The 25,987-nt window shown below is 54.5% G+C and carries 31 protein-coding genes and 1 riboswitch; of the genes, 18 read left to right on the top strand and 13 right to left on the bottom strand.

Annotated elements, in window-relative coordinates:
* The 3 genes from FH039_RS07180 to FH039_RS07170 are packed head-to-tail and all read left to right on the top strand — an operon-like array spanning position 1 to position 1,816.
* Positions 1–264, top strand: a complete 264-nt coding sequence (locus FH039_RS07180; protein ID WP_276607300.1) for a DUF4258 domain-containing protein — start codon at positions 1–3, stop codon at positions 262–264.
* Positions 261–488 (top strand): DUF2283 domain-containing protein, encoded by a 228-nt coding sequence (locus FH039_RS07175; protein ID WP_139680767.1) that lies wholly within the window; start codon positions 261–263, stop codon positions 486–488. The genes FH039_RS07180 and FH039_RS07175 overlap by 4 nt, the downstream gene beginning before the upstream one ends.
* Before the next feature lie 2 nt (positions 489–490).
* Complete coding sequence (locus FH039_RS07170; protein WP_139680766.1) at positions 491–1,816, top strand: TldD/PmbA family protein; 1,326 nt, start codon at positions 491–493, stop codon at positions 1,814–1,816.
* Between the two features lie 65 nt (positions 1,817–1,881).
* Here the strand turns inward: FH039_RS07170 and pyk are convergent, their stop codons facing one another.
* Positions 1,882–3,318: a pyruvate kinase gene (pyk, locus tag FH039_RS07165; RefSeq protein ID WP_139680765.1), complete on the bottom strand. Its 1,437-nt coding sequence runs from the start codon at positions 3,316–3,318 to the stop codon at positions 1,882–1,884.
* Positions 3,319–3,412: 94 nt separating this feature from the next.
* On the opposite strand from pyk, the gene FH039_RS07160 reads away from it, so the two are divergent.
* Positions 3,413–3,877: a peroxiredoxin gene (locus FH039_RS07160; RefSeq protein WP_139680764.1), complete on the top strand. Its 465-nt coding sequence runs from the start codon at positions 3,413–3,415 to the stop codon at positions 3,875–3,877.
* 29 nt (positions 3,878–3,906) lie between these two features.
* Here the strand turns inward: FH039_RS07160 and FH039_RS07155 are convergent, their stop codons facing one another.
* Entirely contained in the window at positions 3,907–4,602 is a 696-nt protein-coding gene (locus tag FH039_RS07155) for a zinc metalloprotease (RefSeq protein ID WP_139680763.1), read from the bottom strand.
* Positions 4,603–4,697: 95 nt separating this feature from the next.
* Positions 4,698–4,772, top strand: a riboswitch (Fluoride riboswitch).
* A 24-nt stretch (positions 4,773–4,796) separates the two neighbouring features.
* On the opposite strand from FH039_RS07155, the gene FH039_RS07150 reads away from it, so the two are divergent.
* Positions 4,797–5,663 (top strand): prenyltransferase/squalene oxidase repeat-containing protein, encoded by an 867-nt coding sequence (locus FH039_RS07150; protein ID WP_139680762.1) that lies wholly within the window; start codon positions 4,797–4,799, stop codon positions 5,661–5,663.
* An 87-nt stretch (positions 5,664–5,750) separates the two neighbouring features.
* On the opposite strand, the gene FH039_RS12395 is transcribed toward FH039_RS07150, so the two are convergent.
* The 4 genes from FH039_RS12395 to FH039_RS07135 form a co-directional block, all read right to left on the bottom strand.
* Positions 5,751–6,059 carry a hypothetical protein gene (locus FH039_RS12395; RefSeq protein WP_240703187.1) on the bottom strand — a complete coding sequence of 103 codons (309 nt, stop codon included), beginning with the start codon at positions 6,057–6,059 and terminating at the stop codon, positions 5,751–5,753.
* Positions 6,017–6,289: a cation:proton antiporter domain-containing protein gene (locus tag FH039_RS12390; RefSeq protein ID WP_240703186.1), complete on the bottom strand. Its 273-nt coding sequence runs from the start codon at positions 6,287–6,289 to the stop codon at positions 6,017–6,019. The genes FH039_RS12395 and FH039_RS12390 overlap by 43 nt, the downstream gene beginning before the upstream one ends.
* Before the next feature lie 62 nt (positions 6,290–6,351).
* Positions 6,352–7,662, bottom strand: coding sequence for an RNA-guided endonuclease InsQ/TnpB family protein (locus tag FH039_RS07140; RefSeq protein ID WP_139680761.1), 1,311 nt, complete (start codon positions 7,660–7,662; stop codon positions 6,352–6,354).
* 68 nt (positions 7,663–7,730) lie between these two features.
* Positions 7,731–8,492: a cation:proton antiporter domain-containing protein gene (locus FH039_RS07135; RefSeq protein ID WP_240703306.1), complete on the bottom strand. Its 762-nt coding sequence runs from the start codon at positions 8,490–8,492 to the stop codon at positions 7,731–7,733.
* Between the two features lie 156 nt (positions 8,493–8,648).
* Here FH039_RS07135 and crcB point away from each other — a divergent pair, with 156 nt between their 5' ends.
* The 11 genes from crcB (at position 8,649) to FH039_RS07080 (ending at position 18,306) form a co-directional block, all read left to right on the top strand.
* Entirely contained in the window at positions 8,649–9,020 is a 372-nt protein-coding gene (gene crcB / locus FH039_RS07130) for a fluoride efflux transporter CrcB (protein WP_139680760.1), read from the top strand.
* A gap of 4 nt (positions 9,021–9,024) precedes the next feature.
* The gene (locus tag FH039_RS07125) at positions 9,025–9,402 is read left to right on the top strand and encodes a DUF190 domain-containing protein (RefSeq protein WP_139680759.1); all 378 of its coding nucleotides are present in this window, start codon (positions 9,025–9,027) and stop codon (positions 9,400–9,402) included.
* 200 nt (positions 9,403–9,602) lie between these two features.
* A complete protein-coding gene (locus tag FH039_RS07120; RefSeq protein ID WP_139680758.1) occupies positions 9,603–10,127 on the top strand; it encodes a hypothetical protein in 525 nt (174 codons plus the stop codon).
* Between the two features lie 125 nt (positions 10,128–10,252).
* Complete coding sequence (gene coaBC, locus FH039_RS07115; RefSeq protein ID WP_139680757.1) at positions 10,253–11,467, top strand: bifunctional phosphopantothenoylcysteine decarboxylase/phosphopantothenate--cysteine ligase CoaBC; 1,215 nt, start codon at positions 10,253–10,255, stop codon at positions 11,465–11,467.
* 61 nt (positions 11,468–11,528) lie between these two features.
* Complete coding sequence (locus FH039_RS07110; protein ID WP_139680756.1) at positions 11,529–12,335, top strand: mechanosensitive ion channel family protein; 807 nt, start codon at positions 11,529–11,531, stop codon at positions 12,333–12,335.
* A 114-nt stretch (positions 12,336–12,449) separates the two neighbouring features.
* Positions 12,450–13,130 carry an aspartate/glutamate racemase family protein gene (locus FH039_RS07105; protein ID WP_139681725.1) on the top strand — a complete coding sequence of 227 codons (681 nt, stop codon included), beginning with the start codon at positions 12,450–12,452 and terminating at the stop codon, positions 13,128–13,130.
* A gap of 41 nt (positions 13,131–13,171) precedes the next feature.
* Complete coding sequence (locus FH039_RS07100; RefSeq protein ID WP_139680755.1) at positions 13,172–13,465, top strand: MazG nucleotide pyrophosphohydrolase domain-containing protein; 294 nt, start codon at positions 13,172–13,174, stop codon at positions 13,463–13,465.
* 35 nt (positions 13,466–13,500) lie between these two features.
* Positions 13,501–14,085: a hypothetical protein gene (locus FH039_RS07095; RefSeq protein WP_139680754.1), complete on the top strand. Its 585-nt coding sequence runs from the start codon at positions 13,501–13,503 to the stop codon at positions 14,083–14,085.
* 243 nt (positions 14,086–14,328) lie between these two features.
* Positions 14,329–15,750: a TldD/PmbA family protein gene (locus FH039_RS07090; RefSeq protein WP_139681724.1), complete on the top strand. Its 1,422-nt coding sequence runs from the start codon at positions 14,329–14,331 to the stop codon at positions 15,748–15,750.
* 10 nt (positions 15,751–15,760) lie between these two features.
* Positions 15,761–17,083 carry a TldD/PmbA family protein gene (locus FH039_RS07085; RefSeq protein ID WP_139681723.1) on the top strand — a complete coding sequence of 441 codons (1,323 nt, stop codon included), beginning with the start codon at positions 15,761–15,763 and terminating at the stop codon, positions 17,081–17,083.
* A 143-nt stretch (positions 17,084–17,226) separates the two neighbouring features.
* On the top strand, positions 17,227–18,306 hold the full coding sequence (locus FH039_RS07080; RefSeq protein WP_139680753.1) for an AAA family ATPase: 1,080 nt from the start codon (positions 17,227–17,229) through the stop codon (positions 18,304–18,306).
* Positions 18,307–18,317: 11 nt separating this feature from the next.
* Here FH039_RS07080 and FH039_RS07075 read toward each other — a convergent pair whose 3' ends face one another.
* Positions 18,318–19,517: an MFS transporter gene (locus FH039_RS07075; protein ID WP_139680752.1), complete on the bottom strand. Its 1,200-nt coding sequence runs from the start codon at positions 19,515–19,517 to the stop codon at positions 18,318–18,320.
* A gap of 204 nt (positions 19,518–19,721) precedes the next feature.
* On the opposite strand from FH039_RS07075, the gene FH039_RS07070 reads away from it, so the two are divergent.
* Positions 19,722–21,002, top strand: coding sequence for an MFS transporter (locus FH039_RS07070; protein ID WP_139681722.1), 1,281 nt, complete (start codon positions 19,722–19,724; stop codon positions 21,000–21,002).
* Positions 21,003–21,012: 10 nt separating this feature from the next.
* On the opposite strand, the gene FH039_RS07065 is transcribed toward FH039_RS07070, so the two are convergent.
* The 6 genes from FH039_RS07065 to cobB are packed head-to-tail and all read right to left on the bottom strand — an operon-like array spanning position 21,013 to position 24,577.
* On the bottom strand, positions 21,013–21,474 hold the full coding sequence (locus FH039_RS07065) for a COG2426 family protein (RefSeq protein ID WP_139680751.1): 462 nt from the start codon (positions 21,472–21,474) through the stop codon (positions 21,013–21,015).
* Positions 21,471–22,046 carry a phosphatase PAP2 family protein gene (locus FH039_RS07060; protein ID WP_139680750.1) on the bottom strand — a complete coding sequence of 192 codons (576 nt, stop codon included), beginning with the start codon at positions 22,044–22,046 and terminating at the stop codon, positions 21,471–21,473. Before FH039_RS07060 ends, FH039_RS07065 begins: the two co-directional genes overlap by 4 nt.
* Positions 22,047–22,094: 48 nt before the next feature.
* Positions 22,095–22,676, bottom strand: coding sequence for an ASCH domain-containing protein (locus tag FH039_RS07055; protein WP_139680749.1), 582 nt, complete (start codon positions 22,674–22,676; stop codon positions 22,095–22,097).
* On the bottom strand, positions 22,633–23,361 hold the full coding sequence (locus FH039_RS07050) for a TIGR02253 family HAD-type hydrolase (protein WP_139680748.1): 729 nt from the start codon (positions 23,359–23,361) through the stop codon (positions 22,633–22,635). Before FH039_RS07050 ends, FH039_RS07055 begins: the two co-directional genes overlap by 44 nt.
* A gap of 53 nt (positions 23,362–23,414) precedes the next feature.
* Entirely contained in the window at positions 23,415–23,825 is a 411-nt protein-coding gene (locus tag FH039_RS07045) for a DUF3783 domain-containing protein (RefSeq protein ID WP_139680747.1), read from the bottom strand.
* On the bottom strand, positions 23,822–24,577 hold the full coding sequence (gene cobB / locus FH039_RS07040; RefSeq protein WP_139680746.1) for an NAD-dependent protein deacetylase: 756 nt from the start codon (positions 24,575–24,577) through the stop codon (positions 23,822–23,824). The genes FH039_RS07045 and cobB overlap by 4 nt, the downstream gene beginning before the upstream one ends.
* A 153-nt stretch (positions 24,578–24,730) precedes the next feature.
* On the opposite strand from cobB, the gene FH039_RS07035 reads away from it, so the two are divergent.
* A complete protein-coding gene (locus FH039_RS07035; RefSeq protein ID WP_139680745.1) occupies positions 24,731–25,927 on the top strand; it encodes an aromatic amino acid transport family protein in 1,197 nt (398 codons plus the stop codon).
* Positions 25,928–25,987 lie beyond the last annotated feature (60 nt).

Genomic DNA, 25,987 nt, shown 5'->3' with positions numbered 1-25,987 from the left:
GTGCGGTTCACAGAGCATGCCCTTAGGGCGATGGCGAAGCGAAACATTAAAGCCGAGGACGTCATGAGAACTGTAGAAGCGCCCAATGCTAGAGCATTGGATACAATGACTGGCCATTTTATAGCAATGACGAAGAACAACAAGTGGTTGATAGTGGTGTATGATGTCCACGGAAAGAACGTTGAGATAGTAACCGTTTATGAAGTTTCCAGGAAGACTCAAATAGAAAACCGTCTAAAAGGTGGTAGGTGGGTTGAAGTATGAAGATTCGTTATGATCCAAGCGGGGATATACTCTATATTGAGATCTCCCCGGGAGAGGCAACAGAAACCGTGGAACTGGATCATGACCTTCTTGTAGACTACGACAAGAATGGCAATATTGTAGGCATAGAGATATGGCGTGCCCGCGAGATTTTGCTGGGGGAAATGTTCAAACGCATAAAGGAGCTAGGCATCGAGTTTAAGACGGCGGAAGTGGAGGGTTGACTATGGAAGAACTCATAAGGTACGGCGAGAAGTTTTTCGACGAGCTTGAGATTGCCGTTTACCGCTCCAAGGATGTGAGCGCCAACGTCGAGCTCAACGAGATTTCGATGGCCTCCACTAGGAGCGGCGCGGTCACGATACTCCGCGGAATAAAGGAGGGGCGCCTCGGACTGGCCATAATAGATAGCGACGAGCCGGCCAGGATAAGGGAGGCCATAGAGCAGGCGGCGAAGATGGCAAAGCTGAACAGCAGGGACGAGAAGTGGGTCTCCCTGCCCGAGCCGGGTAAATACCGGGAGAAGCCGAAGCCCAACTACGATCTGAAGGATGCCTCCCCCGATGAGCTCGTTGAGATGCTCGTCCGCGGCATAAAGCTCGCCCGCGAGAAGGACGAGAACGTCATCGTGGCTGGCGGAGAGGGCGGCGTTTCATGGGAGGAGCGCCACATCGTCAACTCCTACGGAATAGACGTCTTCCAGGAAGGTGGTGCAGCCTTTTTCTTCCTCGAGCTGGTGGGAAGGAAGGGGGGCACCGTCACCCCCGGAATCTTCGACTTCGACGCCAGGAGAGACCTCAACCTGGACGTTGACGGGGTCGTCGAAAGGGCTGTCCAGAAGGTCAAGTGGGCCTACAACGTCAAGGCAAGCAAAAACGAGGAGGTTCCGATAATACTCGGCCCCTGGGCGATAGCGGGGCTCTTCAGCTTTGCGCTCTTCCCGGCCTTCAGCGGTGAGCGCCTGGTTAAGGAGACGACACCCCTTGCAGGAAAGATCGGGGAGAGGATAGCCAGCGACGTGCTCACGATATACGACGACCCGTTCCACGAGCTCTCCATACAGCCGGTGGTGGCGGACGGAGAGGGAGTCCCGACGAGGAAGAACGTCCTTATCGAGAAGGGAACCTTCAAGGGCTTCGTCTGGGACAACTACTGGGCGAAGGTCCACGGCACCGAGAGCACCGGAAACGGCAAGCGCGACCTGAACAGCGGGGGAATAAACATCGGGTTCCACAGCATGGTCATCGAGAACGGAAAGCGCTCGCTGGAGGATATCATAGCGGAAATCGAGCACGGCTACTTCGTCGACGGCTTCCAGGGCGCCCACTCGAGCAACCCCGACAACGGAAACTTCGCGGTAACAGCAAACCCGGCATTCCTCATCGAGGACGGAGAAGTCGTCGGTTCCAGCGTCTTCCTCATTGCGGGCAACGTCTACGAACTGCTGAAGGGGGCGAGTGAAGTTTCAAAGGAGCAGACCGTAATGCCCTTCATGACAACTATCATAACGCCCTTTGTGAAGTTCGAGAACGTGAAGATAGCGGGGAAGTGACAAACCATTTTCTTTTTTCTCCCGAAAGCTTGCCCCTCTGGAAAGCGGACTAAAAGAAGGAAAAGCTAAACGGAGAATATCCTTATGGTGTTCGTTCCTGCTGTCTTCCCTATCGGGGTTCCCTTTGTTAGCAGGATCGTGTCGTTCTCCTTGACGAGGCCGAGGCCGCTTATCAGGCGCAGTATCTCGTCCTCGCTGGTCTCCTCCACGACGAATGGGTAGACGCCGTAGGAGAACATCAGCGTGTTGCCGACCCACTCGTCTTTCACGAAGGCGAGAACCCACTGCTTAGGCTTGAAGCGCGAGATGAGCCTCGCGGTCTCGCCCGTCCTCGTCGGGGTGAGGATGTGCTTGATGTCCATAGAGTTCAGGGCCTCAATGATGCTCCTCGCTATCGTGTCCTTTATGGTGCCTTTCCTGGGCATCCTGCCCTTCCACTCGCTCATCTTCCACTCCACTATGCGCGCGGACCAGAGGGAATCCCTGTACGCCTCGATCGTCTTGGCTATCCTGGCCATCATCCTCACGGCATCGACTGGATATCTGCCGACCGCCGTTTCCTCCGAGAGCATCACCGCGTCCGTACCGTCGAGGATGGCGTTGGCGACGTCGGTGACTTCGGCCCTCGTGGGGAGCTTCTCCTCGGTCATGCTCTCGAGCATCTGAGTCGCGGTAATGGCCGGCTTGCCCGCACAGTTTGCTTTGTGGATGAGCTTCTTCTGGAGGATGGGCAGTTTTTCTATGGGCATCTCAACCCCAAGGTCGCCGCGCGCTATCATTATGCCATCGGCGGCCCGGAGGATCTCGTCGAAGTTCCTGACGGCATCCGGCCGCTCTATCTTCGCAATGATAAACATCCTGCCGCCCTTTTCCTCAACAAAGCGCCTCACCTTGAGGACGTCATAGGCAGAGCCGACGAAGCTTATGCCTATCGCATCGACGCCGTGTTCAATGGCGAACTCTATGAACCGGAGGTCACTCTCGGTCACCGCGTCTATTGCGATCCTTGCCTTCGGAACGTTTATGCCCTTGTGGGAAAAGAGGGTTCCCCCAACAAGGACTTTACAGACCACGTCTGTACCGCGGACTTCCTCCACGCGGAGGGCGATAAAACCGTCGCTCAGGTAGATGACGTCTCCCCGGGAAACCATCTTTGGAAAGTCCTTGAACTGGACCGGAATGAGGCCCTCGTTGCCGACCACGTCCCGGGTGGTGAGCGTTACCGTCTGCCACCTTCTGAGAGTCACGGAACCCCGGGCGATCTCGCCGACGCGGATTTTCACCCCCGGAAGATCGCCAAGGATCGCCACGGGACGGTTCAGCCTTCTGGCTGCCTTCCTCACCAGCTCAATGGTGCGGGCGTGCTGCTCCAGGTCCCCGTGGGCGAAGTTTATACGCGCCACGCCCATTCCTGCCTTTATCATCGCCTCGATCGTTTCGCTCTTGAGGGACGCGGGCCCGATGGTGGCCACGATCTTCGTCTTGTGAGATGGAAGCCTCATGTCCTCTCACCCATCCGTTTAATTTTTTACGACTCCTAATAACCTTTGCCAAAAGGCTTAAGATTTAGGATATCCTAATTTCATCGGTGATTATATGAACCTCCTCGATATCCGGGTTTTCGATGAGAACGGGAGGGAGGTAACCCTCCGGGATGTCATCGGCGGAAAATGGACCGTCGTCTATGTCTATCCAAAGGACAACACACCCGGCTGTACAACAGAAGCAAGGGAATTCACCGAGCTCCTTCCGGAGTTTGAGAGGCTTGGCTTCCAGGTTGCCGGCGTATCAAAAGACTCGGTTAAGAGACACCTGAGCTTCAAGGAAAAGCACGGATTAAAGGTGACCCTTCTCAGCGACCCTGACGCGGAGCTGATACGGGCCCTCGGTGCCTGGGGAAGGAAGAAGAGCTACGGAAGGGAGTACGAGGGTGTTATACGGAGCACGTTCATATTCAACCCTCGCGGAGAAATCGTTTGGCAGAAGACCAACGTTCGTGCGAAGGGCCATGCGGCAAAGGTGCTGGAAGAGGCAAGGAAGCTGGTGAGCGGAGGGAAATAAGGAATAAGCCGGACATTCAAGGTCGGGATTCACTGTCGATGGTCTTGAGAAAGGTTCGACTTCAACTTGAGGAGGCACTTTCTGCAGTAGCCGGGTACCCTTAAATCCCATTCTTCCATACTGGCGGGCGGGTTCATGACACACTGATTGGTACAGTGCTCCAGCCCGAAACCGTGGCCCACCTCGTGGAGAACCCCTTTAAGAAGCCTCGCCTTGAAGAGCTCCAGCGAAGCCTTCAGATGACCCTGCGATTCCTTCTCCGGACCGTTTTCCACACCCGCCTTTTTCAGCAGCCGGGAGAGTTCGGGCGGCTCGAACGGCTTCATCGAAAGCACCATCATCCTGAGGCCGAGTCTCGTTTCATGAATTCCAAGGAACTTCTCGTAGAAGTCGAAGTACGGATTGCGGGAAACCAGGGGAAACGTGGTGAGGGCGAACATCTTATCCATCCTGATATCCGGTCGCTCCTCAATCTCGTGGATGAGCTTGGCATGGAGCACATCGACGAGGGCCTCAAGGGGATAGGCCCGGATTTTCCCTTCGGGGGTGTATATGTCTATCAGATAACCAGGCTCGAGCTTGAGCTTTCCCACGTAGAGGAACCTCAGGGGGAGATTGTTCTCTTCAAAGAACCTGTTAGCCCCGTCGAATACGTCAAAGACAACCTCTTTTATCAGGCCATCACTTATGAAGTTGCCGACGTATGTGAAGGCTATGAACTCCATGATTTCATCACGGGTTAAAAAATCCCGCTCCAGCTTATTAAGCTTTTAGGTGATTAGCCCGTTGCACCACAAAGGTTTTTAATCACCATCTGAAGGGTCACGTGGGCGATGGCGTCCGCCCGGGCTTCGAGCCGAACCGCCCGCCAAGGGCTGATGACGCCTGTTCTCCGTCAAAATCTTGAGGAGGCGGTAGGATGGGCTCGAAGCTTTATGAAATTGGACGGTTCATTAACGCTGATTCGCTCATCAGGTACATAGAGGAAAGACGCCACGAGGACGGCGGTTACTGCTTCGTCAGCGTCCTCAACGATACCAACGTCAACGATACGTATTACGCGGTCAAGATTTACGACCTTCTCAGGCTCGAGATTTCGGAGAAGGAAAAAACAATCGGGTTCCTGGAGAGGGCGATACAGCCCCAGACGGCGGTTGTTGCGATAGCGATGGCCCTCGAAGGCCTGGCCATACTTGGAGCTAAGGACGTTGCGATGGAGCATCTGGACATCGTTTTTATCAAGTACAGCCCACTGGAGGGCAAATTCGCCGTCGGTCTCGGCGGAAGCGAGGAATTTGGAACGGCGACACCCTTAGAGGCGACGTACTGGGTGGTCAAAGCGTTCAAGGCCATAGGATATGAGTTCAGCCCCGACGAAAAGGAAGCCATAAGGGCATTCGTTATGAAGTTCAGAAACGGCAACGGTTACGGCGTCAAGGGCCCCACGACGACGATGACCTACCAGGCGCTCTACACGCTCCGCACCCTGGGCTACAGGCCGCCTAAGAGTCCTCACTTCCGGAACTGCGAGCTCTGCGGCGACTGGGGCGGCTTCACGGAGGTTCCGTACAGCCTGCCCCCGTACCTTGAACCGACCTTCTACGCGGCCAGGGGGCTGGAACTTCAAGGTGAAACCCCAAGCTGCCCAAGGAGGCACGTCTGGTTCATACGCCAGCTGCAGAATCCCAACGGCGGCTTCAGGCGCTCTCTGGAGCTCGGCATCTCGAACTTCCAGAACACGTACAGGGCCTTAGCCGTGCTGGATTTCATGGAGCGCTTCCTCTGAGCGGTGTGAATGGGCCCAATCGGAGACACGTCGAGCTGACCTCCTCCCTGCCCCGAAGGGTGAGGCTTTCAAAAGAGAAATGTAAGACTAATCCAGGAGCCTCTCCCTGAGGAGCGATACCCATGCCGACTCCAGCAGCATCGAGAGCAGAACCGTCATCAGCCCGGCGCTCAGTATCAGCTCTCCCCACGCAATCATCTCGGGACTGTTGTAGACCCTGCCGAGGACGACCGGCAGTATCGCCATGCTCGCCGCTACGGCACCCTTCGGTCCCTCCAGGGAGATGAAGAGGAACCGTTTGAAGCCCGTGAAGGGAAGAACAACGAGGGAAGCCAGCGGTCTGGCGACGAATATCACGAACAGCGCCACAGGAGCGAGGTAGCTATCGTCCCCCACTGCAGGTCCGTGAGGTCGAGGCTTGCGCCGAGGAGCACGAAGATGAATATCACCGAGAAGGTCGAGAGGACGTCGTTGAACTCCATGTTCCTCTCCACGGCATCGTCCACCTTGCTGCTCTCCCTCTTGAAGAAATCGCGGTGATTCCCGAGGATGAGGCCGATTATTGTGACGACGAGGAATCCAGAGGCACCGATGAACTCCCCGGCAACGTATCCGCCGAAGGCCATCGCCAGACCGAGTATCTGGGTCTGACCTCCTCCCCGCCCTGAAGGGCGAGGGTTCCAACGAATTAACCCCTTGCCATTGACGGGGAGGTTTGAGGGGTCTCATTCAAACCCACTAAAAAGTGGGTTTTCAACCCCTCTGGCCCGGTCTTAGGCCAGTTACCCCTCCCTTGAGCATACAAACCACCCAAGTTCGGGGTTATAGTTTCCACAACCTTTCTCAAAATGTTGAAAGCACCAACTAAATCTGCATTAAACACAAGCCCCGTTGCGGGACACTTAAATAATCCCCTAACAAAGCGAGCCCCCTCATGGGGCTTCCCGCAAACGGGACAAGTTTTCGAGGTCAAAGCCTCACCAACAACCAAAACTCGAATACCATACTCCTCAGCAACCTCAGTCAGGCGTTTAATCACGGTATTAAACCGCCAGACATGAGAGAGGAGAAAATTCTGCTTTTTACCCTTGTCAGAATTCCGAGCTATCCCCTTTGGATAACCAACGACAATTCTGCTAACTCCCAACTCGTAAAGCCTCCTAACCGTTTGTCTCACGACGGTATTGATGTAGTGCTTTGCCTGAAGTTTGGCCTTCTCGTGCATTCTTTTGAGTTTTCTACTCGTCTCAGCCCCGGATTTGTTGAGTTTTGACTGGTACTCGGCAATCCTCCCCCGCCAGTAGAAGTCAATGCTCTTGAGCGGTCTTCCATTCACAAGGAAGCCTTCTCCATTCTCGACATAAACGGCCATTAAGTTATTCACTCCTAAATCAATTCCAGCAGAAAGGTTTCCTTTCGGAGTTCTCGGAACGCTCACCCATTCATTATTTTCAAGTTTTTCCTCCACCGTGAAACTCACGTGAGCATACCACTTCCGCTTTACGGGGTCGTAAGTGATTTCTAAGCGTCCTTGCTTGCCCTTCAGGTGTATTCTTCCCTTGAATTGGATTTCCAAGCGTTTGAACTTGCCGAGGCCTTTTAGAATTAGTTTGTTTCCCTCAATCTTGTATTGGTCGTTTCTCAGGACGATTAAGGGCTTTCTCCTCTCCTCTTCCTTCAAGTAGTTCGGTGGTTTTGGCTTGAGCCAAGAGGAAAGTTCACCATTCCGCTTTTTGCGGAGGAGTGAGAAGAACGAACGCCAAGCTTCAGCGTTTTTTCTCGCTATTTGTTGAACGGTTGCCGAACCGATTTCTCGCTTAAACTCCTCGTAAACAGTCTTCTCAGTTGTGTTGAAGTCCACGATTTGCTCTTTGAAGTATTGTTGTCGTCTGAGAAAGTTTACTCTGTTCCAGACTTTGGCTCCAGTGTCGGCTAACTCGAAGAGGATTTTTGCCTGCTCCTTTGACGGCTGGAGTTTTACTGTTATTGTTCGCTTCATTCCAAAGTATGGTATTAATTTTAGGCTTTAAAAAAGATTGCTTTCCTGTTTAATGGCCGTTGGGTTGTTTACTGCATCCCCGCCCTAAAGGACGAGGCTTTCAAAAGAAAAAAGTAAGAGCTTCTGTAGAGGCTGAATCGTACTATGGCCTGGTATGCTACGTAGGCTATAACCGCCCCAATGAGTGCGGAGACGAATATCTGGTAGAGGAAGTAGAAGATGGCAGCAGCGTAGAGACCGGCACCTTGCAAGACGGGCTCGACCGGGGCGTAGCCGGGAATCTCCGGGATTATGAGGAACAGGGCCACCATCGTGAGTATTATCGCGAGGGGGCCGTTGAATATGGCCTCGGTGATGATTATCGTCTCCATATCCTTAGGGACTTCATGCTCCTGGAAGAGCGGTATCAGCGTCGCCGGGTCGGTGCCCGAAACCACCGCCCCGAAGAGGAAGCCGACCGGGAAGGGAACGCCGAAGGCCCACGAGAAAAACCAGCCGGCTAAGATGGCAGTTCCCAGGAGGCCAACCGTGTCGAGGAGACCTATCACCAGCTTGTGCCTCTTCAAAACGTGGAGCTTGAGGTCAAATCCCGCCGCGAAGAGGAGGAAGAGCCCAAAGGCGCGGACGTAGTAGAAGAGCAACCTGGCCGTCTGGGGGAGGATCAGGGTCAGAACCGGCCCCACGAGGACTCCAAGAAGAACGAGGAGCGGCGTGTAGGGGAACTTCGTCTTCCGGCTGATGAGCATCGCCAGTATTCCAGAGAGGAGAACCACCAGCGAGGCGAGGGCGATTGTCTCTATTCCAAACTCAAAGCTGGGGACGCCCGACATGGCGGTCACATCACATAGGGCGGCGGGAAATTATTTAAGGGTATTGCCGCCACCGCGGCCCACTCCGGCAGAAAAGCCTTCCCAAAATCTTAAGTAGGGATTATTGGATGCATGCTGGGAGGAAAGGCAGAAATTGAAAATCTCAGGGGTGGGAAGATGAACTTCAGAATAGTGACCGCGATAATGCTCGGCGGCGCCCTCGGTGCGCTGGCAAGGTTCTACATCTCGGGAATACTCCCGGTTTACAGGGACTTCCCGGTTGGAACGCTCCTCGTGAACAGCATAGCCAGCCTTATCCTCGGTTATCTCTACGGCCTGCTCTTCTGGGGCATAGGCGTCTCAACCGAGTGGAGGCTCTTCTTCGGAACGGGCTTCTGCGGTGCCCTAAGTACGTTCTCCACGTTCTCGTATGAGACGTTCTCGCTCCTCCGTGAGAGGGAGTACCTTATAGCGGGCCTCAACATCGCGGCAAACGTTATAATCACGATAGGCTTAATATTCCTCGGGTTCGTCCTTGCAAGGAGGTGATTTTGTGGTTGAGGTCGAACACTGGAACACGCTCCGCCTTCGCATCTACATAGGCGAGAACGACCGCTTTGACGGAAAGCCCCTCTACAAAGCTATAGTAGAGAAGCTTCGCGAGATGGGCCTCGCCGGGGCAACGGTTTACAGGGGCATCTACGGGTTCGGTAAGAAGAGCAAGGTTCACTCCGCCGACGTCATGAGGCTCTCGACTGACCTGCCCATCGTGGTGGAGGTTGTTGACAAGGGCTACAAAATAGAGAACGCAATCCACGAGATAAAGCCCATGATAAGGGACGGCATGATAACGGTGGAGCCGACCATAGTCGTGTGGGTGGGGACGTCCGAGGAAGTCAAGAGGTTCGAGGAGGATGCCGTTAGTCATTAATATGTCCGGTATCTCGTTTTGGGGACCGCAATTTTCTTGGACCGTAAACTTCAAAACTCCGTGGTGAGGTGGGTTCAATATAACATTGCAGTCCCGTCCTGACCATCGCTGTCCTGAGAGTGATACCCAATAACTTAATAAAGGATTAAAGTACTAACTCCTGAATAGAACCCTACGTTAAAGTCAATGGGGGTTCGGGCATGCTATCGCTCGAATTTGAGGTTCCAGTAGAACTCCTTAATACCATCATGGACACAATACTTGAAAGCGAGGTTTCGTTGGAGTGGGTGTATTATAGTGAGGAAAGAAACAGTGTGGTGGTGCGACTATCCGTTCCGAGGGAGGAGTTATGTGAGTATCTCCTCAGGTTAACTATCGCCCTCCCAATCTCCCTGGAAGTAAGCGTGGTTGAAGCAAAAGAGGGACACATGTACATCCACGAGGCGTTCCTGATTAACGTTGAAGTGATGTCCAGAACTTATCCCGTGGTGGTACTCCTTGAGTACACCGGCGGCAAATTTTACCCGAGCGACATAACAATAGGGATTAAACCCAATGCTCCCCAGGAGCTCATAGACGCGGTGTCCCATCTAACAATCGGGCGGGTGAGGATAGGAGACGCAAAAGTGGTCAAGAGAATCGTGACCAAAAACGCTGTTTTCATCATGCTGAGAAGGGATGCAAACAACGATACCGTTCGACGGTACTGGATGACTGCCGTTTAACCCGCTGGGCGGGACGCCTCCTTCCGGGAAGGGGGTGGTTCACTCCTGTGAATCCTGCCGAGTTTGGCGGATCCTCCAGATAAGGTTTTAACCACCAGCCCTATTAATTACCCGGAGGGTTTTCCATGCTTCACCACGTTAAACTGATCCACGCCACGAAAAGCCGAAAGCTCGTTGGCAAAAAAATCGTTCTCGCCATTCCCGGCAGCATAGCCGCCGTCGAGTGCGTCAAGCTCGCCAGGGAGCTGATACGTCACGGCGCCGAGGTTCACGCAGTCATGAGCGAGAACGCCACCAAAATAGTCCACCCCTACGCGATGGAGTTCGCCACCGGAAATCCGGTCGTGACGGAAATCACCGGCTTCATCGAGCACGTTGAGCTCGCGGGAGAGCACGAAAACAAGGCCGATCTGATCCTCGTCTGCCCGGCAACTGCAAACACGATTGGGAAAATAGCCTGTGGAATCGATGACACACCAGTTACAACCGTTGTGACGACGGCCTTCGCCCATACGCCGATAATGATAGCCCCCGCGATGCACTCCACCATGTACGAGCACCCGATTGTTGTTGAGAACATCGAGAAACTTAAGCGACTCGGCGTCGAGTTCATAGGACCGAGGTTCGAGGAGGGCAAGGCGAAAGTTGCTTCGATAGATGAGATAGTCTATCACGTAATCAAAAAGCTCCATCCAAAGACACTCGAAGGGAAGCGCGTTCTGGTCACAGCCGGGGCCACGAGGGAGTACATAGACCCGATACGCTACATAACCAACGCGAGCAGCGGGAAGATGGGTGTGGCGATAGCTGAAGAAGCCGAATTCAGGGGGGCGGAGGTAACTCTGATACGGACAAAGGGGAGCGTTCCCAGCTTTGTCGAGAACCAGATTGAAGTGGAGACCGTCGAGGAGATGCTGGAAACGATAGAGAGCGAACTAAGGGCCAAAAAATACGACATCGTCGTTTTAGCCGCCGCGGTCAGCGACTTCCGCGTTAAGGAAAAGGCCAGCGTGAAGATAAAGAGCGGAAAACTCCTGACCCTTGAGCTCGAACCCACGCCGAAGATAATAGACAGGGTAAAGAAACTTCAGCCCGAGACATTCCTCGTCGGTTTCAAAGCCGAAACTGGTTTGGATGAGGAAGAACTCATCGAAGCTGCCAGAAGGCAGATCAAAAGGGCCGGAAGCGATCTTGTCGTGGCCAACACTCTAAAGGCCTTCGGAAGCGAGGAGAACGAGGTCATCCTTGTGGGTAAGGATTTCACCAGGAGACTGCCCAGAATGGACAAACGCGAGCTGGCCGAGAAGCTCTGGAATGAAATAACATCGATTCTTGGGTGAAAAAGGAAAGCCTTTTTTACTTTAATATCCAATTTTTTCTAAAACTATTCGAGGTGATAGCATGGTGGCTCTGGATGAGCCCCTGCCCTACATAGGGGTTACCCTGTTCCAGCTGTTGTCAGCCCTGGTGATCCTGGTCGTGGGCTACATCGTTGCAAGGATACTCGTTGGAGTCTTCAAGAGGAGTCTCAAAAAAACCAAGCTTCCCCCGCTCGTGATTGAGTTTCTGGGGAGGTTTTTGGCGATACTGCTCTACATCGTGGTCGTGATAGTGGCGCTCGGGGCGGTGGGAATCTCGGTTTCGCCGATTATCCTCGGCCTATCGGCGGCCGTAGGCTTGATCCTGGGCTTTGGCCTGCAGGACACGCTAACGAACCTCGCGGCTGGAGTATGGATCGCCGCCCTCAGGCCCATAGATCTGGGAGAAGTCGTTGAGGTCTCCGGCCAGACCGGAAGCGTCAGCGGCATCGGGCTTATGAGCACCGAGCTCAAAACCCCCGACAACAGGGTCATAACGATTCCCAACAAGCTCGTCTGGGGCAGCATAATAGTGAACTACACCAGAATGCCCACGAGAAGGGTCGATGTTGACATCGGCGTCGCCTACGGGACAGACCTTGACAGGGCCATAAAGCTCGCTATGGACCTAATGAAAAACCATCCGCAGGTTCTCGACGACCCGGAGCCGAGCGTGGTCATAACGGCACTGGCGGATTCTTCAATAAACCTCCAGCTCCGCGCCTGGGCCAAGACCGAGGACTACTGGGCCGTCAAGGGCGACCTGACAAAGGGCATCTACGAGCTGTACACCAAGGAGGGCATAGAGATACCCTTCCCGCAGCTGGACGTCCACCTGAGGAACGAATGATCTTCGGTCTTTCTCTCTTTTCGCCGGCTTTTTGAGAATCCCATTCACTCAAACCTTTCGTTTTGAACCAAAAGGTTCATATCCCTCTTTAAGCTAACTCCTTCGGTGGTTCTCATGAAGAGGATAGGAATAATAGGCGGAACAAGCCCCGAGGCGACGTGTTATTACTACAAGAAATACCTGGAGATAAGCAGGGAAAAGTTCGAGCCGTACGTCTTTCCGGAGCTGATAATCTACTCGATAAACTTCAAAGAGTTCATCCACAACCCGAACGGCTGGGAAGGGAGGAAGGAGATACTCATCAAAGCCGCCAAGGCCCTTGAGAGGGCCGGGGCGGAGATAATATCGCTCTCCGCCAACACACCGCACATAGTCTTTCCGGACGTTCAGGAAGCCGTTAGCGTCCCGATGGTGAGCATAATAGACGCGCTCATCGAAGAGATGAAGAGGAGGGGCGTTAGGAGGGTTCTCCTCCTTGGAACCAAGACGACCATGACGGCGGACTTCTACAAGAACGCCCTCCGCGAGGCAGGTTTTGATGTCATCACGCCGATCGAGGAAGAGATGGACGAGCTGAACAGGATAATCACGGAGGAGCTGATGTTCGAGAACTTCGCCAGCAGGGACTGGGTGATTGACCTCATCACCCGCTACATAGAGGAGCAAGGTGTTGAGGGCGTAATTCTCGGCTGCACCGAGCTTCCGCTGATAGTGAAGCCTGGCGACGTTGAGGCGGAGGTCTTCGACACCGTTGAGATTCACATGAGAAAACTCATCGAAGTGGCAAGCGAGTGATTTTTAAGCCCTTTTCTTCCCCTTTCCCCCGGGTGAAAGAAGTGGAGATACGCGAGTTTCAGGAGATGATCAAGGAAATCTACTTCCACAAGGACTCGAAGAGGGGAGTGGAGAGGACGTTCCTCTGGTTTGTGGAGGAAGTGGGGGAGCTAAGTGAGGCGATAAGGAAGAAGGACCGCGAGGCTATGGAGGAAGAGTTTGCGGACGTTTTAGCCTGGCTCGCGAGCTTAGCAAACTTGCTCGGCGTTGATCTGGAGGAAGCCGCGAAGAAGAAATACCCCGGCGTCTGCCCCTACTGCGGGAAGAAGCCGTGCGAGTGTGAGGAGAAGTTTTAATTTCTAAATTCTTTATGCTCCGTCGGGGATTAGTTATGAAGCCTGAAGATGGGCCAATCACGCTTGGCGATGTAAAGCTCCTGGTGAGGGAACTGTTAGGATACACCATAACAGACCATCAACTCAAAAAGGATTTGATGGAGTGGCTTCGGTCGAAGGGGCTAACCGTGGACGACGTTAGGATTCGAAGAGGAAAGAGCTTCAGATACAATCTACCCGTGGAATTCGTAGAGTATGAGCTGGAATTATGCAAGAAAAGACAGGAAGGGAAAACACTCTCCCGTGAATTGTATGGGGAGTTCCCCTTTGTGAAAATTCACCAGGGAACACTTGAGGAACTTTCGAAGAAATTCGAGAGACTACCTTCTCACGAGCTGTACCCCCTGGTCAAAGCCGCAATTAGAACCGCGATTGAAAGACGGGGTGCTAGTGCCCAGGCTCAACTCGTCATTGAGTACACCTGCTGGGGACTCTGCTATTCCCATCATAACCAAGCCGCTTTCAGACCCGTTGTCATACTCAACGCAAAATCAGGCCTCTTTGTCATGGCAAGGTATACCAAGAACGGCGTTGAAACCAGGCTTATAGATGACCCCTTTGTGCGACCACGAGTGAAATAGCAATGAGGGTATGGCGGATATGTCTTAGTCCCCTCACGTTTACTCTTTTCCAAAAATAGGCCCTCAAAGGCCAAGCTCCCTCTTGGCTTCCTCCCAAGGCACTCCGTTTTCCAGCGTTTCTTTGGAAAGTTTTTCAAGCTCCTTAAGCTCCTCTCCGCTAAGGTCTTTTCGACCGTCATCTTAACGGAAAGACTTTTATACTTCCGGACGCACTATTCTATGCAGTAAACCGAGGTGATGTGCATGCATGAACTCGTGGAGTTCGCCGTTGAGAAGGCCCTCGAACTGGGGGCTAGCTACGCCGAAGCGCGCTTCGAGGAGAAGAACGGCACTTCCTTAGCTATGAAGAACGGCAACCCCGAAGGCCTTGAGATACTCGCCGACAGGGGGATAGGGATCAGGGTCTTGGTCGATGGAGGAATGGGCTTCGCTTCAACCAACGTCCTCACGAAAGAGAGCGTGAGCGAGGCCGTCAAGAAGGCCGTCAAGCTGGCCAAGGCGGCCTCCAGGGTGAGGAAGGAACCGATAGTTTTCAGTGATGAGGACTTTCATAGGGTGTCCTACAAGGTCAAGATGAAGAAGGACTTCAGGGATATTTCTCCGGAGGAGAAGCTCGAACTCCTCAGGAAAATCGAGGAGGAGGTTAAAGCAACCGGGGTAAACGTCCCGATGAGATACCTCGGCTACTCCGACCAGATGTGGAAGAAAATCTTCGTCAACAGCGAAGGAGCATACGTAAAGAGCAAGATCCCGCGCGTTTCTGTCATGTACAACCTCGTCGTCTTCGAGAACGGCCAGATGGAGCAGGCACCCTTCGTTCAGAGGGCCTTCTCCGGTGGCCTGGAGCTAATCGAGAAGGACGAGCCGTGGAACTGGGCGGTGAAGGACGTTCAGGCCCTCAAGAAGCTGATCTATGAAGGCCAGAAGCCACCCGAAGGCAGGGTTGACCTTGTCATAAGCCCGGAGGTGGCAGGCATAGCCGTCCACGAGAGCGTCGGCCATCCATACGAGGCAGACAGGATTTTCGGAAGGGAAGCGGCCCAAGCTGGAGAGAGCTTCGTCAAGCCGGACATGCTCGGCGAGAGGATCGGGAGTGAAGCCGTTACCGTCATCGAAGACCCAACCCTGCCGAACAGCTGGGGATTCTACCTCTACGACGACGAGGGCGTGAAGGCGAGGCCGAGGTACCTCATCAAGGACGGAATAATCACCGAGTTCCTCACGAACAGAGAATACGCGGCAAAGCTGGGCCAGCGCTCCAACGCGGCCGCGAGGGCAATAAACTACAACCGCGAGCCGATAGTCAGGATGGCCAACACTTATCTCGCTCCCGGTGACCACTCCTTCGAGGAGCTGATTGAGGACGTCAAGCTCGGCGTTTACATGGTCTCGTTCAACGAGTGGAACATCGACGACAGGCGCTACCAGCAGAGGTACATCGGCAGGGAGGCCTACCTCATCGAGAACGGCGAGATAAAGCACCCTGTCAGGAGGCCTATCCTTGAGATAACCACGAGAGCTCTGTGGAGCAGCGTCGATGCGGTTGGCAGGGAGGTCGAGATGTTCCCGGGAACCTGCGGTAAAGGCGAGCCCGGACAGGGCGTCCCGGTCTGGATGGGCGGAGCGCATGCAAGGCTCAGGGACATACCGCTGAGGAGGCCGTGAGGTGGTGGAGATGTTCGACGTTAATGGGTTCATCCTTAAGAAGGCCAAAGAGCTCGGCTTCAACGATATTGTCGTTTTAGCCTACGAGACCAACCGCAGGCAGGTCCGCTTCGCCAACAACGAGATAACGGTGGCGAAAAACTGGCACGAGAGGAAGGTGGAGCTGTTCGTCGAGCTTGAGAAGCGCGTTGCCGGAACGAGTATCACCGAGCTGAGCGAGGAGAACATCGAGCGGACTCTGAAGACCCTTCTGAGCAACATGAAGGGAATGGCGCCGAAGGAGGACTACTACGGAATAGCCCAAGGGCCGTTCGAGTATAGGGACATTCCCGAGACCTTCGACAAGGCCATAGTCGAACTCGACGAGCCGAACGAGTATGTTGAGAGTGCTATAAATGCGGCGCTTGAGGAAGGGGCCAAGAGAGTTGCCGGCGTTCTCTACACCGACCACAACAAGCTTTACTTAACCACGAGCAACGGGGTTGAAGCTTTTGACGAGGGGACGGGGATAGAGATAAGCGTTAGGGCCTTCATCGGCGACCTTGAGAGCGGACACGGAACGAACTCGGTGAGGGTTCTCAAGAAGTTCGATCCCGAGAGCGCTGGAAGGAAGGCCGGCGAGATTGCAAAGCTCGCCCAGAACCCGGAGCAGGGGCCGGAAGGAAAGTTTGATGTAATCTTCGACCCGCTGGCCTTTGCGAACCTGCTGAGCTACATGAGCTTCATGACATCGGCTTACGCGGCAGAGGCCGGTTTTAGCTTCCTGGTGAACAAGCTGGGTCAGAAAGTAGCCAATGAAATCGTCACGATAAAGGACGTCGGCAACATGCCCAACGGTTACGGCAGCAGAAAGTTCGACGACGAGGGAGTGCCTACGAGGGAAACGACCATCATTGAAAACGGAACCTTCAAGACCTTCCTCCTCAACACGAGCATGGCGAAGAAGTACGGAACCGAAACAACGGCCAACGCTGGCTTAATGATGCCCCACGCGTGGAACATCGTCCTTGAGCCCGGGGACTACACCAAGGAGGAGCTCTTCAGCGAGGTGAAGAGGGGAATCTACATCACCAACGTCTGGTACACGAGATTCCAGAACTACGTCGCCGGCGATTTCTCGACCATTCCGAGGGATGGGATGTTCCTCGTCGAGAACGGCGAGCTTAAGCCGATAAGGAACATCCGCGTCAGCGACAACTTCCAGAGGATCCTTGAGGGGATCAAGGCCCTCGGAAAGGAGAGCCACCACGTCCACTGGTGGGAGGTCAGCACGCCGGTTTCAACGCCGTACGTTCTCGTGGAGGACGTTGGCATAACGAGGGCTACGAAGTGAGGCTTTCCCTTTCTTTTTGTTGGGTGCATGATGTACAGTTTAGTTCATACCCCCTTTTGGGGTACCCTGCTTTTTCGGCCCTTTCATTGAAAAGGGCAAGATTTTTATAATTCAAGCACCCCACCCCATTTTGGGGTAGGGATATGTTGTTCAGTGTTGAACCAAAAACTTCCATAAAGGATGTGTTCGGTAGGAAGGCAGAGTTTCTTGAGTTCATTGAAAAGCTTGAGAACGGAAGACGTTTGTTCGTGATAACTGGACCAAGAAGAATAGGGAAAACCACCTTTTTATATGCTACCCTTAATGAACTCTACCGTACAAAAAAAATCCCCTACCTAATCATTGACTCACGTAAGGCAGCTTCAATAAATATGTACAACCCTTCAAAGGTCATTACAAGCGACCTTGAACTCCTGAGCAGGGACAGGTTTTCGAGAATAGTGTCCCGCATCGAGGGGATAAGCGTTAGGGGTTACGGTATAAGGCTTAAATCGAAACCAGAGGAACTAACGGAGGCTCTTGAAGATATAAATGAAAAACACGAACTTGCTGTGATAGCGTTCGACGAGGCCCAGTATCTGCGCTTTGCCCGAAACGATTTTACCCTTCTCCTTTCGTGGGTATATGACACCCTTCAAAATATCGCAGTTGTATTAACGGGATCTCAGGTTGGCGTTCTTGAGAAATTCCTCCGTTTTGGAGACTACAGCGCCCCACTATACGGGCGGTACCATGTCAGGATAAAGCTTCCCCGATTTAACCCTTCCGAAAGCCTTGAATTTCTGGAGAGGGGTTTTGCCGAATACGGTATTGAAGTGCCAACGAGAGAACTTCTATCCGCAGTTAGAACCCTTGACGGCGTTCCTGGCTGGCTCACTCACTATGGGGCATACCGAATCGATGGTAGCTCCCACTGGGACGCAATAGACAGCGTTCTCGAAGAGGCCAGCGGATACGTTGAGTCAGAATTTCGGGAACTCGATGAACTGAGTCCGAGGTACAGGGCAATAATGGAGATAGTAGCGACAATTACTTCATCCCAGCCGACTGCAAGGAGAAGGGACATTTTAAACGCCCTCTCCCTTCGGGAAGGGCGGGGAATAGACAGTAAAGACATGCGAAAGTATCTAAGAAACCTCGTTGATTATGGCTTTCTCGAGCACACGGGTTACGGAGAGTATTACATTCCGGATCCAGTCGTTAAGAGGGTCTTTCAGAGGTAAAACCAAAAATGTTACTCCGCCAGATACCTCAGCTCTAGTGGCTCTCTCAGCGGGCCGAGGCTGGCCAGCTTGAAAGCCAGGCCGATGCCGAAAAGAACCACCGCGAACAGCAGTCTGGCTTCACTCAACCCGAACCTGTCAACGGCGAACCCGTAGAGGGTGTAGAAGAGGGCCATCACCACCGCGGAGAACATCACCTCGAGGGACAGAACAGTCGCCCTCTTCTCGCTCGGTATCCTGTGCTGGAACTCTATGGAGACGTTGAAGCCAAAGGCCGTGTTGACGATTGTCGCAAGGACTCCAAGCAGGACGATGAAGAGCGGGTTCTGGAAGAGCACTGAGAGGGCTGTAAAAACCGGAATCGCGAGGGGAGCGGCTTCGTAGGCCCTCACGCTCCACTTCTTCCCCAGTCTAATCCCAATGAGCCGGGGGAGGGTTTTGATAACAACCTCGACGATGCCGAGAAGTCCGAGGGTGCCCATGAGGGTCGTCTCAAGACCTCTCGCCAGTATCTCTCCTAGGTAAGGCTCGAAGAACTGCCGGAACTGGTTAATTGACATCGTCACGGCGATTGAGATGAGAACCAAAGGAAGAAGGTCTGCCCTTAAAAGCTCCCTGGCTGAGTGTAGAACGTGGAGGTGGTATGAAACCTCGGGCTTCTTGAACTCGTACTCGGGTATCGAGAGCGCCGTCAATAGGGCGCCGAGCTCCATGATGAGAGTCATGACGAGGGGAAGGGTAAACCCGTAAAGCTGTGCCAGGAAGGCACCGATTGAAATCGAGAACGCGGAGAAAATAAGCGTCAGCGTTTTAACGTTCTTCATAACCTCGCGGTAGCGCTTTTCCATTCCAATGTGCTTCAAATTGTCGAAAAGCCACGCCTGAAGGCTGCCGCTCACGAAGGTCGCCCCGAGGGAAGAGATGACGGCGTAGGCTATCAGCATGGGAAAGTTCTGGAGAAGAATCAGGATGACCGTTCCGAGGGAGAAGAGCGCCATTCCGATAAGCACGCTGGTCTTTCTGCTCACCTTGTCGGCCACGACACCGGTCGGAACCTCAAAGAGAAAGAAGCCCAGCGCCGAGATTGCGCTCACGAGACCGATCTGACCGTAGGTAATGCCCTTCGAAAGGTAGTAGATGACCGTGAGGTTCCCGATGAAGCCCGTGTTCATGAGAATGAAAAGGAGCCTGTACCTTCCCAGCAGATTCATCTCACCACCCGGGATGGGAAGTTGAATCCCCGAAGGATTTAAGGTTTTTGAATGGCGCAAAGACCATAATCTCCAGCATCAGAGAACCAGGAGTCACGTTACTTTCCGAAATCTCCGGGAAATTGTCCAAACCTGTGTAACAGGACGGAACAACCGAGAAAACGCTTAAAAACATCTTCATGCAAATGAAATCGGGTGAGAGCTGTGGAGGCCATCGAAAACTCCCGGTTGAATAAGTTCCACTACACGCTTTTGGCCATCCTCGGAACCGTATGGGCGTTCATAGCGGTGAACACCATCTCGGCAGGATTCGTCATAGCCCTGCTCAAGAACGACCCGGCCTTCCAGGGGAGCCTGACAAAGCTCGGCTCTCTCGGCTCGGCGGCGCTCTTCGGCATGCTCTTCGGCGCGTGGCTCTTCGGCTACCTTGCCGATAGGATTGGGCGGAAGAAGACGCTCATCTTAGCAGTCTCAACCTTCTCCCTCGGCTCGATAGTCAGCTCGTTCGCAGGGAATCTGGACACCCTCATAGTCCTCCGCTTCATCGTCGGCCTCGGCCTCGGTGGCTCCTTGCCGGTCGCGAGCTCGTACTTCGCCGAGTTCATGCCCCGCTCGATAAGGGGCGCGATGATTTCGATCCTCGAGAGCTTCTGGGCGATAGGAACGATAATCATCGGCGTCGTTGCGGTTCTCGTAAAGGCTGACTGGAGGAGCATACTGCTCTTCGGCGGTGCGATATTACTCATCCTACCGCTCCTCCTCACGCTTCCGGAGTCGCCCCGCTACCTGCTCATCAAAGGACGCGTTAAGGAGGCCGAGGAGACCATCAGAAAGGTGCTCGGCGTGAGCGTCAAGCTTGAGGCCCCGAAAGGGGAAAAGAAAGCCTCGGTCGGAGACCTCTGGAGGAAGTATGGACGGGTTACGCTCATGCTCACGATAGCCTGGTTCAGCATCGCCTTCGCCTACTACGGCTTCTTCATCTGGCTTCCGAAGTTCCTCTCAGCCACCCTCGGAATCACCGTTTTCCGGAGCTTCCAGTACTTCATCATCACGGCGATAGCTCAGCTGCCCGGATACTGGAGCGCCGCTTATCTCCTCGAAAAAATCGGCCGGAAGAAGACCCTCTCATACTACCTCCTGCTCTCGGGAATAGCGGGCGTCGGCTTCTACTTCGCGGCAAGCGCTGGCAACGAGGGGGCGATAATCGCGAGCGCGATAGCCTTCAGCTTCTTCAACCTCGGTGCCTGGGGAGCCATCTACGCCTACACGCCGGAGCTCTATCCTACTGCAGTCAGGGGCACCGGAACCGGCTGGGCGGGAGCGATGGCGAGGATAGGCGGGGGAATCGCGCCCATCCTTGCCGGAAGGATAATGGAGCTGAGTGGGAGCGCTTTGGCGGTGCTCGTAATAGCGGTCGTTGCAATAATCGGCGCGCTGGACGTCCTGGCTCTGGGAGAGGAGACGAGGGGAAAGAGCCTTACCTGAGCTTCTCTTTTTACCCAAAAATCCCTAAAGCCGGCAGCAGGGTTATCGCCATGCTCAAAAGCCCGCCGAGGATTAGAGCCGGAACCGTCTGCCTCTTCTCTATGGCGAGGAGGTAAGCGGCTAAAGCACCGGTCCAGACGCCCGTTCCGGGGAGCGGTATCGCCACGAATATCGTCAGCCCGATGAAGCCCCACTTCTCCACGTAGGGGTGGGCCTTTCTCCTAACCCTTTCGACGTAGTAGAGGTAGAGGTGGGCCACCTTTCTGAGGGCTGTTTTTTCAAGCCAGAGCATCAGCCTGTCTATGTAAGGAAGAGCCGCCGGAAGAACCAGCGAGAGGAGCAAAACACCGAGGGATGCCGCTAAAAGCGTTTCCCAGAGTGGGTAGCCCATACCAATGCCGTATACTATCGCGTAGCGCCCCTCGAAGGTCGGGACGAGGGAGAGCAGGAAAACCTCAAGGAAGCCGTTCATTCGAACTTCCCTCCGAGGAGTGATTTGAGCAGGAGGTAGAGCCAGGGGGCAAAGAGCAGGCTGAAGAGGACATCGCCGAACCAGTGGTAGTGAAGGAACAGCCTCGTGAGGGCTATTCCAGCGGCGTAGGCCCAGAAGAGAGGAGCGTACTTTCTCCAGCGGTCCGAGCCGTAGGCCGCTATTACCGCCGCGCGGAAGGTGTGACCCGAGGGAAAGGCGTAGCCCCCTATGCCCGGCCCGTAGGGTCTCGGCCTCGGTTCTGCAAAGATGAACTTGAGGGCACCGACGGCGGCTAGACCTATCGCGACGGCGAGAATGAAAAGGAGCGTGTTCCGGGAAACCCTGCCGTTCTTCCTCCACTCGGTGATTACGGCAAATGCCCCGAACAGCGCGAGAAATATGTCGCCACCGAACCCCGTGAGAAAGTTCATCAGGGGCGTATCAACGAGGGGGAGCCTCGAATTAACCCATTCGTTTATTCCGTGGAGTAAACCGGCCGCCTGGAGAACCAGAACGATGAAAACTCCCGCTGTAAGCGCGGCAAACTTGGCATCGAACTTAACCTTCACCATGGCGTTTGAAGAAAGGCGAAGCCGTAAAAAAGCTTTTCTCTCACCGGCTCAGATTACACCCTCAGCGTAGAGGGCGTGGTAGGTCTTGAGGAGCGCCTGCTGGACCTTCTTTGGCCCGAAGGTCCTGACGGCCCTTCCGAGGCCCTCGTTGTAGATGCGGCGCATTATGAAGTCCGTCTCGCGGTTGAGGTTCAACTTTTCTTTGTTCTCAAGGTAAAGTCTCGCTATCTCCGCCGGCTCGTGATAGTTCAGGCCCTTGAGCCACTTGAGCGGGATACCGTCGTCAAAGCGCTTGATGACTTCAAAGCCTATCACCGTGACCTCGTCGTCGCCGTAAAGCTCGCCGTAGATTTTGCTCAGCTCCCTGACGAGCTCCCTGACGTCGGAGAAGCCATCGAGCTTTGCATCCTCGTTGGTGAGCTCCTTAACCTTCTTCTTCTCAACGCGGGTTATCCTGACCTTCGCTATGGCCGTGTCGCTCGGAGTTATCACGAGGTAGATTTCGCTCCCCGGTTTAGCTTCGTAGTCGCCGTAGCGTATCGTTGTGACCTTGTCTCCCCGGAGGATTCTTGATTTGTAGGCGGAGTCAATCAGCATGAACTTCCTTATCTGGACGCTCTTCCTCTTCAAGGTTCAGCCCCCTGACTATATCCAGAATCTCATCCAGAGAGTTCACGGTTGAATCCGCGTATTCGAGGTATTCAAGCTCCCTGTCGGCATATTTACCGTATCTGAACCACACGGTTTTCATACCCACCTGCTTCGCCCCGTAGATATCGGAATACAGTCTGTCCCCGACCATCACGGCCTCCCGGGGCTCCACCTTCATCTTCCTTAGGGCCTTCTCGAATATCTTCCTGTGGGGCTTCTTGACGCCGAGGTAGTCCGATATGAATACCTCGTCGAAGTAGGCATCGAGCTCAAGCCGGAGAATCTTCTCCCACTGCTTTATCGGGTCGCCGTCGGTTATTATCCCGAGCCGGTAGCCGGCCCTCTGGAGATCAAGGAGAACCCTCCTAACACCCTTAACGGTTCTCAGGTAGGCGAACTTGGTGTTGTGATACGCTATGACGCCGGCGGCTATCCATTTCGGATTGCTGGGCAGGTCGAGGCGCCGGAGCAGGTAATCGAAGTGCCTGCCGAAGTTGCTCCCGTACTCGTTTATCAGCTCAAGGAGCTCGTGGTAGGCGGTATCAAAGTCAACGGGGAGACCGTGACGCACCATGTTCTCTATCGCGTTTCGGCGCGCCATCTCGGCCAGCCTGCTCGTGTCCACGAGCGTGTCGTCCAGGTCAAAGAACACGACCTTTATCATCCCTTCACCCACCGCAGTCTACTCGTTCAAGATATTTAACCTTTCGGGAGGGTTCACTTCCTCTCGATGTCGAGGAATGGTCCTTTCCGCTTCTTCGCCTCCTCGCGGGCCCAGCGTGCGGCCTTGAAGTACTCGTCCTCGGCCATAAGTTCGTTGAGCAGGTCTTCAAGCTTCCAGGTTAGCGAGGTCTCGGTGGTCGTGGCGAAGATGACCCTGCCCAGGCCGAGGGACTTAACGGTTCCTATGATGCCCTTCAGGGTCTCGTTGTCGACGTCGTGCATTATCACGAACTTCCTCAGGTGCCAGTAGCTCGAGCCGCTCAGCTCCTCCGCCTTCTCAACGACCTCGCTCACGACCCAGTCCCTGCAGTACTCCGGAACCTCAAAAACCGGAACTGAAACGGCTTTCCGCAGTTGCTCGACTTCCCCGGGCAGAAATCCAACCAGCAGAACCTTTCCGCTCATCCTATCAGCCCCTTAACCCTTCTCATCAGCTTCTCCATGGCTTCGCCGGCGGGACAGCGGAGGAAAACGTCGGCTATGGGCGTTATCCCGCTCTCATCCGGGTTTATTTCGATAACCTTTCCGCCCGTTTCCTTGACTATCTGGGGAATGTAAGCGGCAGGATAAACGACGCCGCTGGTGCCTATGACCAGGACGAGGTCAGCCCTCTCTGCGAGCCTGAAGGCCTCGTGGAGGGCTCTCCTCGGGAGGGGTTCCCCGAACCACACGACGTCCGGCCGCAGGAGAGAGCCACAGTCCGGGCACCGGGGAAGGTCCTTCTCTGCCAAGAACTCCTCCAGCCTTCCGCTCCCCTTGAGGTTTTCCTTATAGTTGCAGGAGGTGCACCTAACGCGGAATATGTTGCCGTGGAGCTCGATGAGGGTTCTCGTCCCTGCCTCCCGGTGGAGGTCGTCAACGTTCTGGGTTATGACGGCCTTCAGAATGCCCATCTCCTCCAGCTCGGCCAGAGCATAGTGGGCCCTGTTGGGCTTTGCCGATTTTATCAGGTCCATCCTCCACTTGTAGAACTCCCACACGAGGTATGGGTCCTTCTGAAAAGCCTCCGGCGTCGCGAGTTCCTCGGGCCGGTGCTTTTTCCACAGCCCGTTGAACCCCCTGAAAGTAGGAACGCCGCTCTCAGCGCTTATTCCAGCACCCGTAAAAGCAATTGCAAACCTCGAACGGGCCAGGAGTTTGGCAGCCTCCTCTATCATGTTCACACCTACTCGGATATCCTTAAAAATTCTCCCCACCGTTTAGGACCCTTCCCCTGCCGTCCGAATAATCTTTGAAATACGCTTCATGTTTCCGTGCGAGGGTTTAAATTGTATTCATGAACACATCCGCGGGAACAGGGAGGTGAGAGGATGCCCATAACGGATGGAACCCCAAGGAAAAAGGTCACCACATCACACGGAAGGTACTACGCCGAGAGGCAGGCGCTGGCGAGACGGAAGAAGCTGAGAAGGAGGGCCGCGCTGATACAGCTCATGAGGAAGCGGAAGGGGGTCGCGGCGATAAGGACGAGCACGATACGGGTGGAAAAAGCGCATATCTCAAAGAACGAGGCGCTGGCAATACTCGTCGGTACCCAGATAGGGGCCGGCGTTCTTGGCCTGCCCTACGCGGCGAGCAAGGTCGGCCTTATCCCCGCACTGGGGGTTCTCACGGGCGTTATGCTCCTGATGCTCGCTACGGCGTTCATAGTTCTCAAGTTCTCGGCCGAGATGGGCGGAGCGCAGATGAGCACCATCGCCAACAGGACCCTCGGAAAGGCCGGCGGCTGGCTGATGTACGTGAGCATCTTCATAATGAGCTTCGGGGCGATTTTGGCGTACATTGCCGGAATGGGAAGCGTCTTCGCGAGCCTCTTTGGCGTCACTGACACGGTTGGAGCGGCGATATTCTGGGTCCTCGCTTCCTTCGTCGTTTACCGCGGCCTCGAGGCGAGTGGAAAGACCGAATTGATAATGAGCTACGTCATGCTGGCGCTCTTCATAGGCGTCACGCTGATGCTCGTTCCCCACGCCGAGCTTGAGAACGGCCTCTACACAGAACTGGGCGGAATACTGAGTATAACCGGTGTGGCAATCTTCGCCCTCGGCTGCCACACGATAATCCCCGACGTTTACAAGGGACTCGGGAGCTACGAGGAAACCAAGAAGGTCATCGTGCTGGCCTTCCTCATCCCGACGGCCATCTACGCGGTCTTCATGGCAGCCTTCCTGCTGGTCTTCGGAAAGGAGACCCCGGAGATAGCCACGCAGGGACTCGAGCTGCTCTATGGCCACCTCGGAAGAATCATCGGCAACCTCATACCTCTCCTCGCGATAACCACGAGCTACATAGGCATCGCACTGGCACAGCAGAGCAACACGGAGGAGTTCGTGAAGCTGAACAGAAAAGCCGCGTGGGCCCTGACCGTCGTTCCCCCCGCCGCGGTATACTTTGCAGGCGTCAGGAACTTCGCCGACGTGCTTGCGTTCGCGGGCGACACCGGCGACATGCTGGCGTTTATAGTGCTTCCAATCCTGATGTGGGTGGCGGCGAAGCTCCGCCGCTGAGTCTCCCTTTTTCAAATTCAAAAGGGTTCATCACCGTTCCATCTCCGTCACTGTGCTGCC

The sequence above is a fragment of the Thermococcus indicus genome (assembly GCF_006274605.1).
Lineage (GTDB): Archaea > Methanobacteriota_B > Thermococci > Thermococcales > Thermococcaceae > Thermococcus > Thermococcus indicus.
The sequence above is the reverse complement of the archived record's forward strand: the minus strand, read 5'-3'. Positions and strand labels throughout refer to the sequence as shown.

What these genes read in the sequence shown, in the direction of transcription:
- FH039_RS07035 (WP_139680745.1), top strand. Translation starts at nt 24,731, where the DNA reads ATGCCCATAACGGATGGAACCCCAAGGAAAAAGGTCACCACATCACAC.
- FH039_RS07065 (WP_139680751.1), bottom strand. Translation starts at nt 21,474, where the DNA reads ATGAACGGCTTCCTTGAGGTTTTCCTGCTCTCCCTCGTCCCGACCTTC.
- FH039_RS07150 (WP_139680762.1), top strand. Translation starts at nt 4,797, where the DNA reads ATGGGCTCGAAGCTTTATGAAATTGGACGGTTCATTAACGCTGATTCG.
- crcB (WP_139680760.1), top strand. Translation starts at nt 8,649, where the DNA reads ATGAACTTCAGAATAGTGACCGCGATAATGCTCGGCGGCGCCCTCGGT.
- coaBC (WP_139680757.1), top strand. Translation starts at nt 10,253, where the DNA reads ATGCTTCACCACGTTAAACTGATCCACGCCACGAAAAGCCGAAAGCTC.
- FH039_RS07080 (WP_139680753.1), top strand. Translation starts at nt 17,227, where the DNA reads ATGTTGTTCAGTGTTGAACCAAAAACTTCCATAAAGGATGTGTTCGGT.
- FH039_RS07160 (WP_139680764.1), top strand. Translation starts at nt 3,413, where the DNA reads ATGAACCTCCTCGATATCCGGGTTTTCGATGAGAACGGGAGGGAGGTA.
- pyk (WP_139680765.1), bottom strand. Translation starts at nt 3,318, where the DNA reads ATGAGGCTTCCATCTCACAAGACGAAGATCGTGGCCACCATCGGGCCC.
- FH039_RS07050 (WP_139680748.1), bottom strand. Translation starts at nt 23,361, where the DNA reads ATGATAAAGGTCGTGTTCTTTGACCTGGACGACACGCTCGTGGACACG.
- FH039_RS07140 (WP_139680761.1), bottom strand. Translation starts at nt 7,662, where the DNA reads ATGAAGCGAACAATAACAGTAAAACTCCAGCCGTCAAAGGAGCAGGCA.
- cobB (WP_139680746.1), bottom strand. Translation starts at nt 24,577, where the DNA reads ATGATAGAGGAGGCTGCCAAACTCCTGGCCCGTTCGAGGTTTGCAATT.
- FH039_RS07155 (WP_139680763.1), bottom strand. Translation starts at nt 4,602, where the DNA reads ATGGAGTTCATAGCCTTCACATACGTCGGCAACTTCATAAGTGATGGC.
- FH039_RS07105 (WP_139681725.1), top strand. Translation starts at nt 12,450, where the DNA reads ATGAAGAGGATAGGAATAATAGGCGGAACAAGCCCCGAGGCGACGTGT.
- FH039_RS07075 (WP_139680752.1), bottom strand. Translation starts at nt 19,517, where the DNA reads ATGAATCTGCTGGGAAGGTACAGGCTCCTTTTCATTCTCATGAACACG.
- FH039_RS07060 (WP_139680750.1), bottom strand. Translation starts at nt 22,046, where the DNA reads ATGGTGAAGGTTAAGTTCGATGCCAAGTTTGCCGCGCTTACAGCGGGA.
- FH039_RS12390 (WP_240703186.1), bottom strand. Translation starts at nt 6,289, where the DNA reads ATGGCCTTCGGCGGATACGTTGCCGGGGAGTTCATCGGTGCCTCTGGA.
- FH039_RS07090 (WP_139681724.1), top strand. Translation starts at nt 14,329, where the DNA reads ATGCATGAACTCGTGGAGTTCGCCGTTGAGAAGGCCCTCGAACTGGGG.
- FH039_RS07110 (WP_139680756.1), top strand. Translation starts at nt 11,529, where the DNA reads ATGGTGGCTCTGGATGAGCCCCTGCCCTACATAGGGGTTACCCTGTTC.
- FH039_RS07170 (WP_139680766.1), top strand. Translation starts at nt 491, where the DNA reads ATGGAAGAACTCATAAGGTACGGCGAGAAGTTTTTCGACGAGCTTGAG.
- FH039_RS07175 (WP_139680767.1), top strand. Translation starts at nt 261, where the DNA reads ATGAAGATTCGTTATGATCCAAGCGGGGATATACTCTATATTGAGATC.
- FH039_RS07135 (WP_240703306.1), bottom strand. Translation starts at nt 8,492, where the DNA reads ATGTCGGGCGTCCCCAGCTTTGAGTTTGGAATAGAGACAATCGCCCTC.
- FH039_RS07085 (WP_139681723.1), top strand. Translation starts at nt 15,761, where the DNA reads ATGTTCGACGTTAATGGGTTCATCCTTAAGAAGGCCAAAGAGCTCGGC.
- FH039_RS07120 (WP_139680758.1), top strand. Translation starts at nt 9,603, where the DNA reads ATGCTATCGCTCGAATTTGAGGTTCCAGTAGAACTCCTTAATACCATC.
- FH039_RS07045 (WP_139680747.1), bottom strand. Translation starts at nt 23,825, where the DNA reads ATGAGCGGAAAGGTTCTGCTGGTTGGATTTCTGCCCGGGGAAGTCGAG.
- FH039_RS07095 (WP_139680754.1), top strand. Translation starts at nt 13,501, where the DNA reads ATGAAGCCTGAAGATGGGCCAATCACGCTTGGCGATGTAAAGCTCCTG.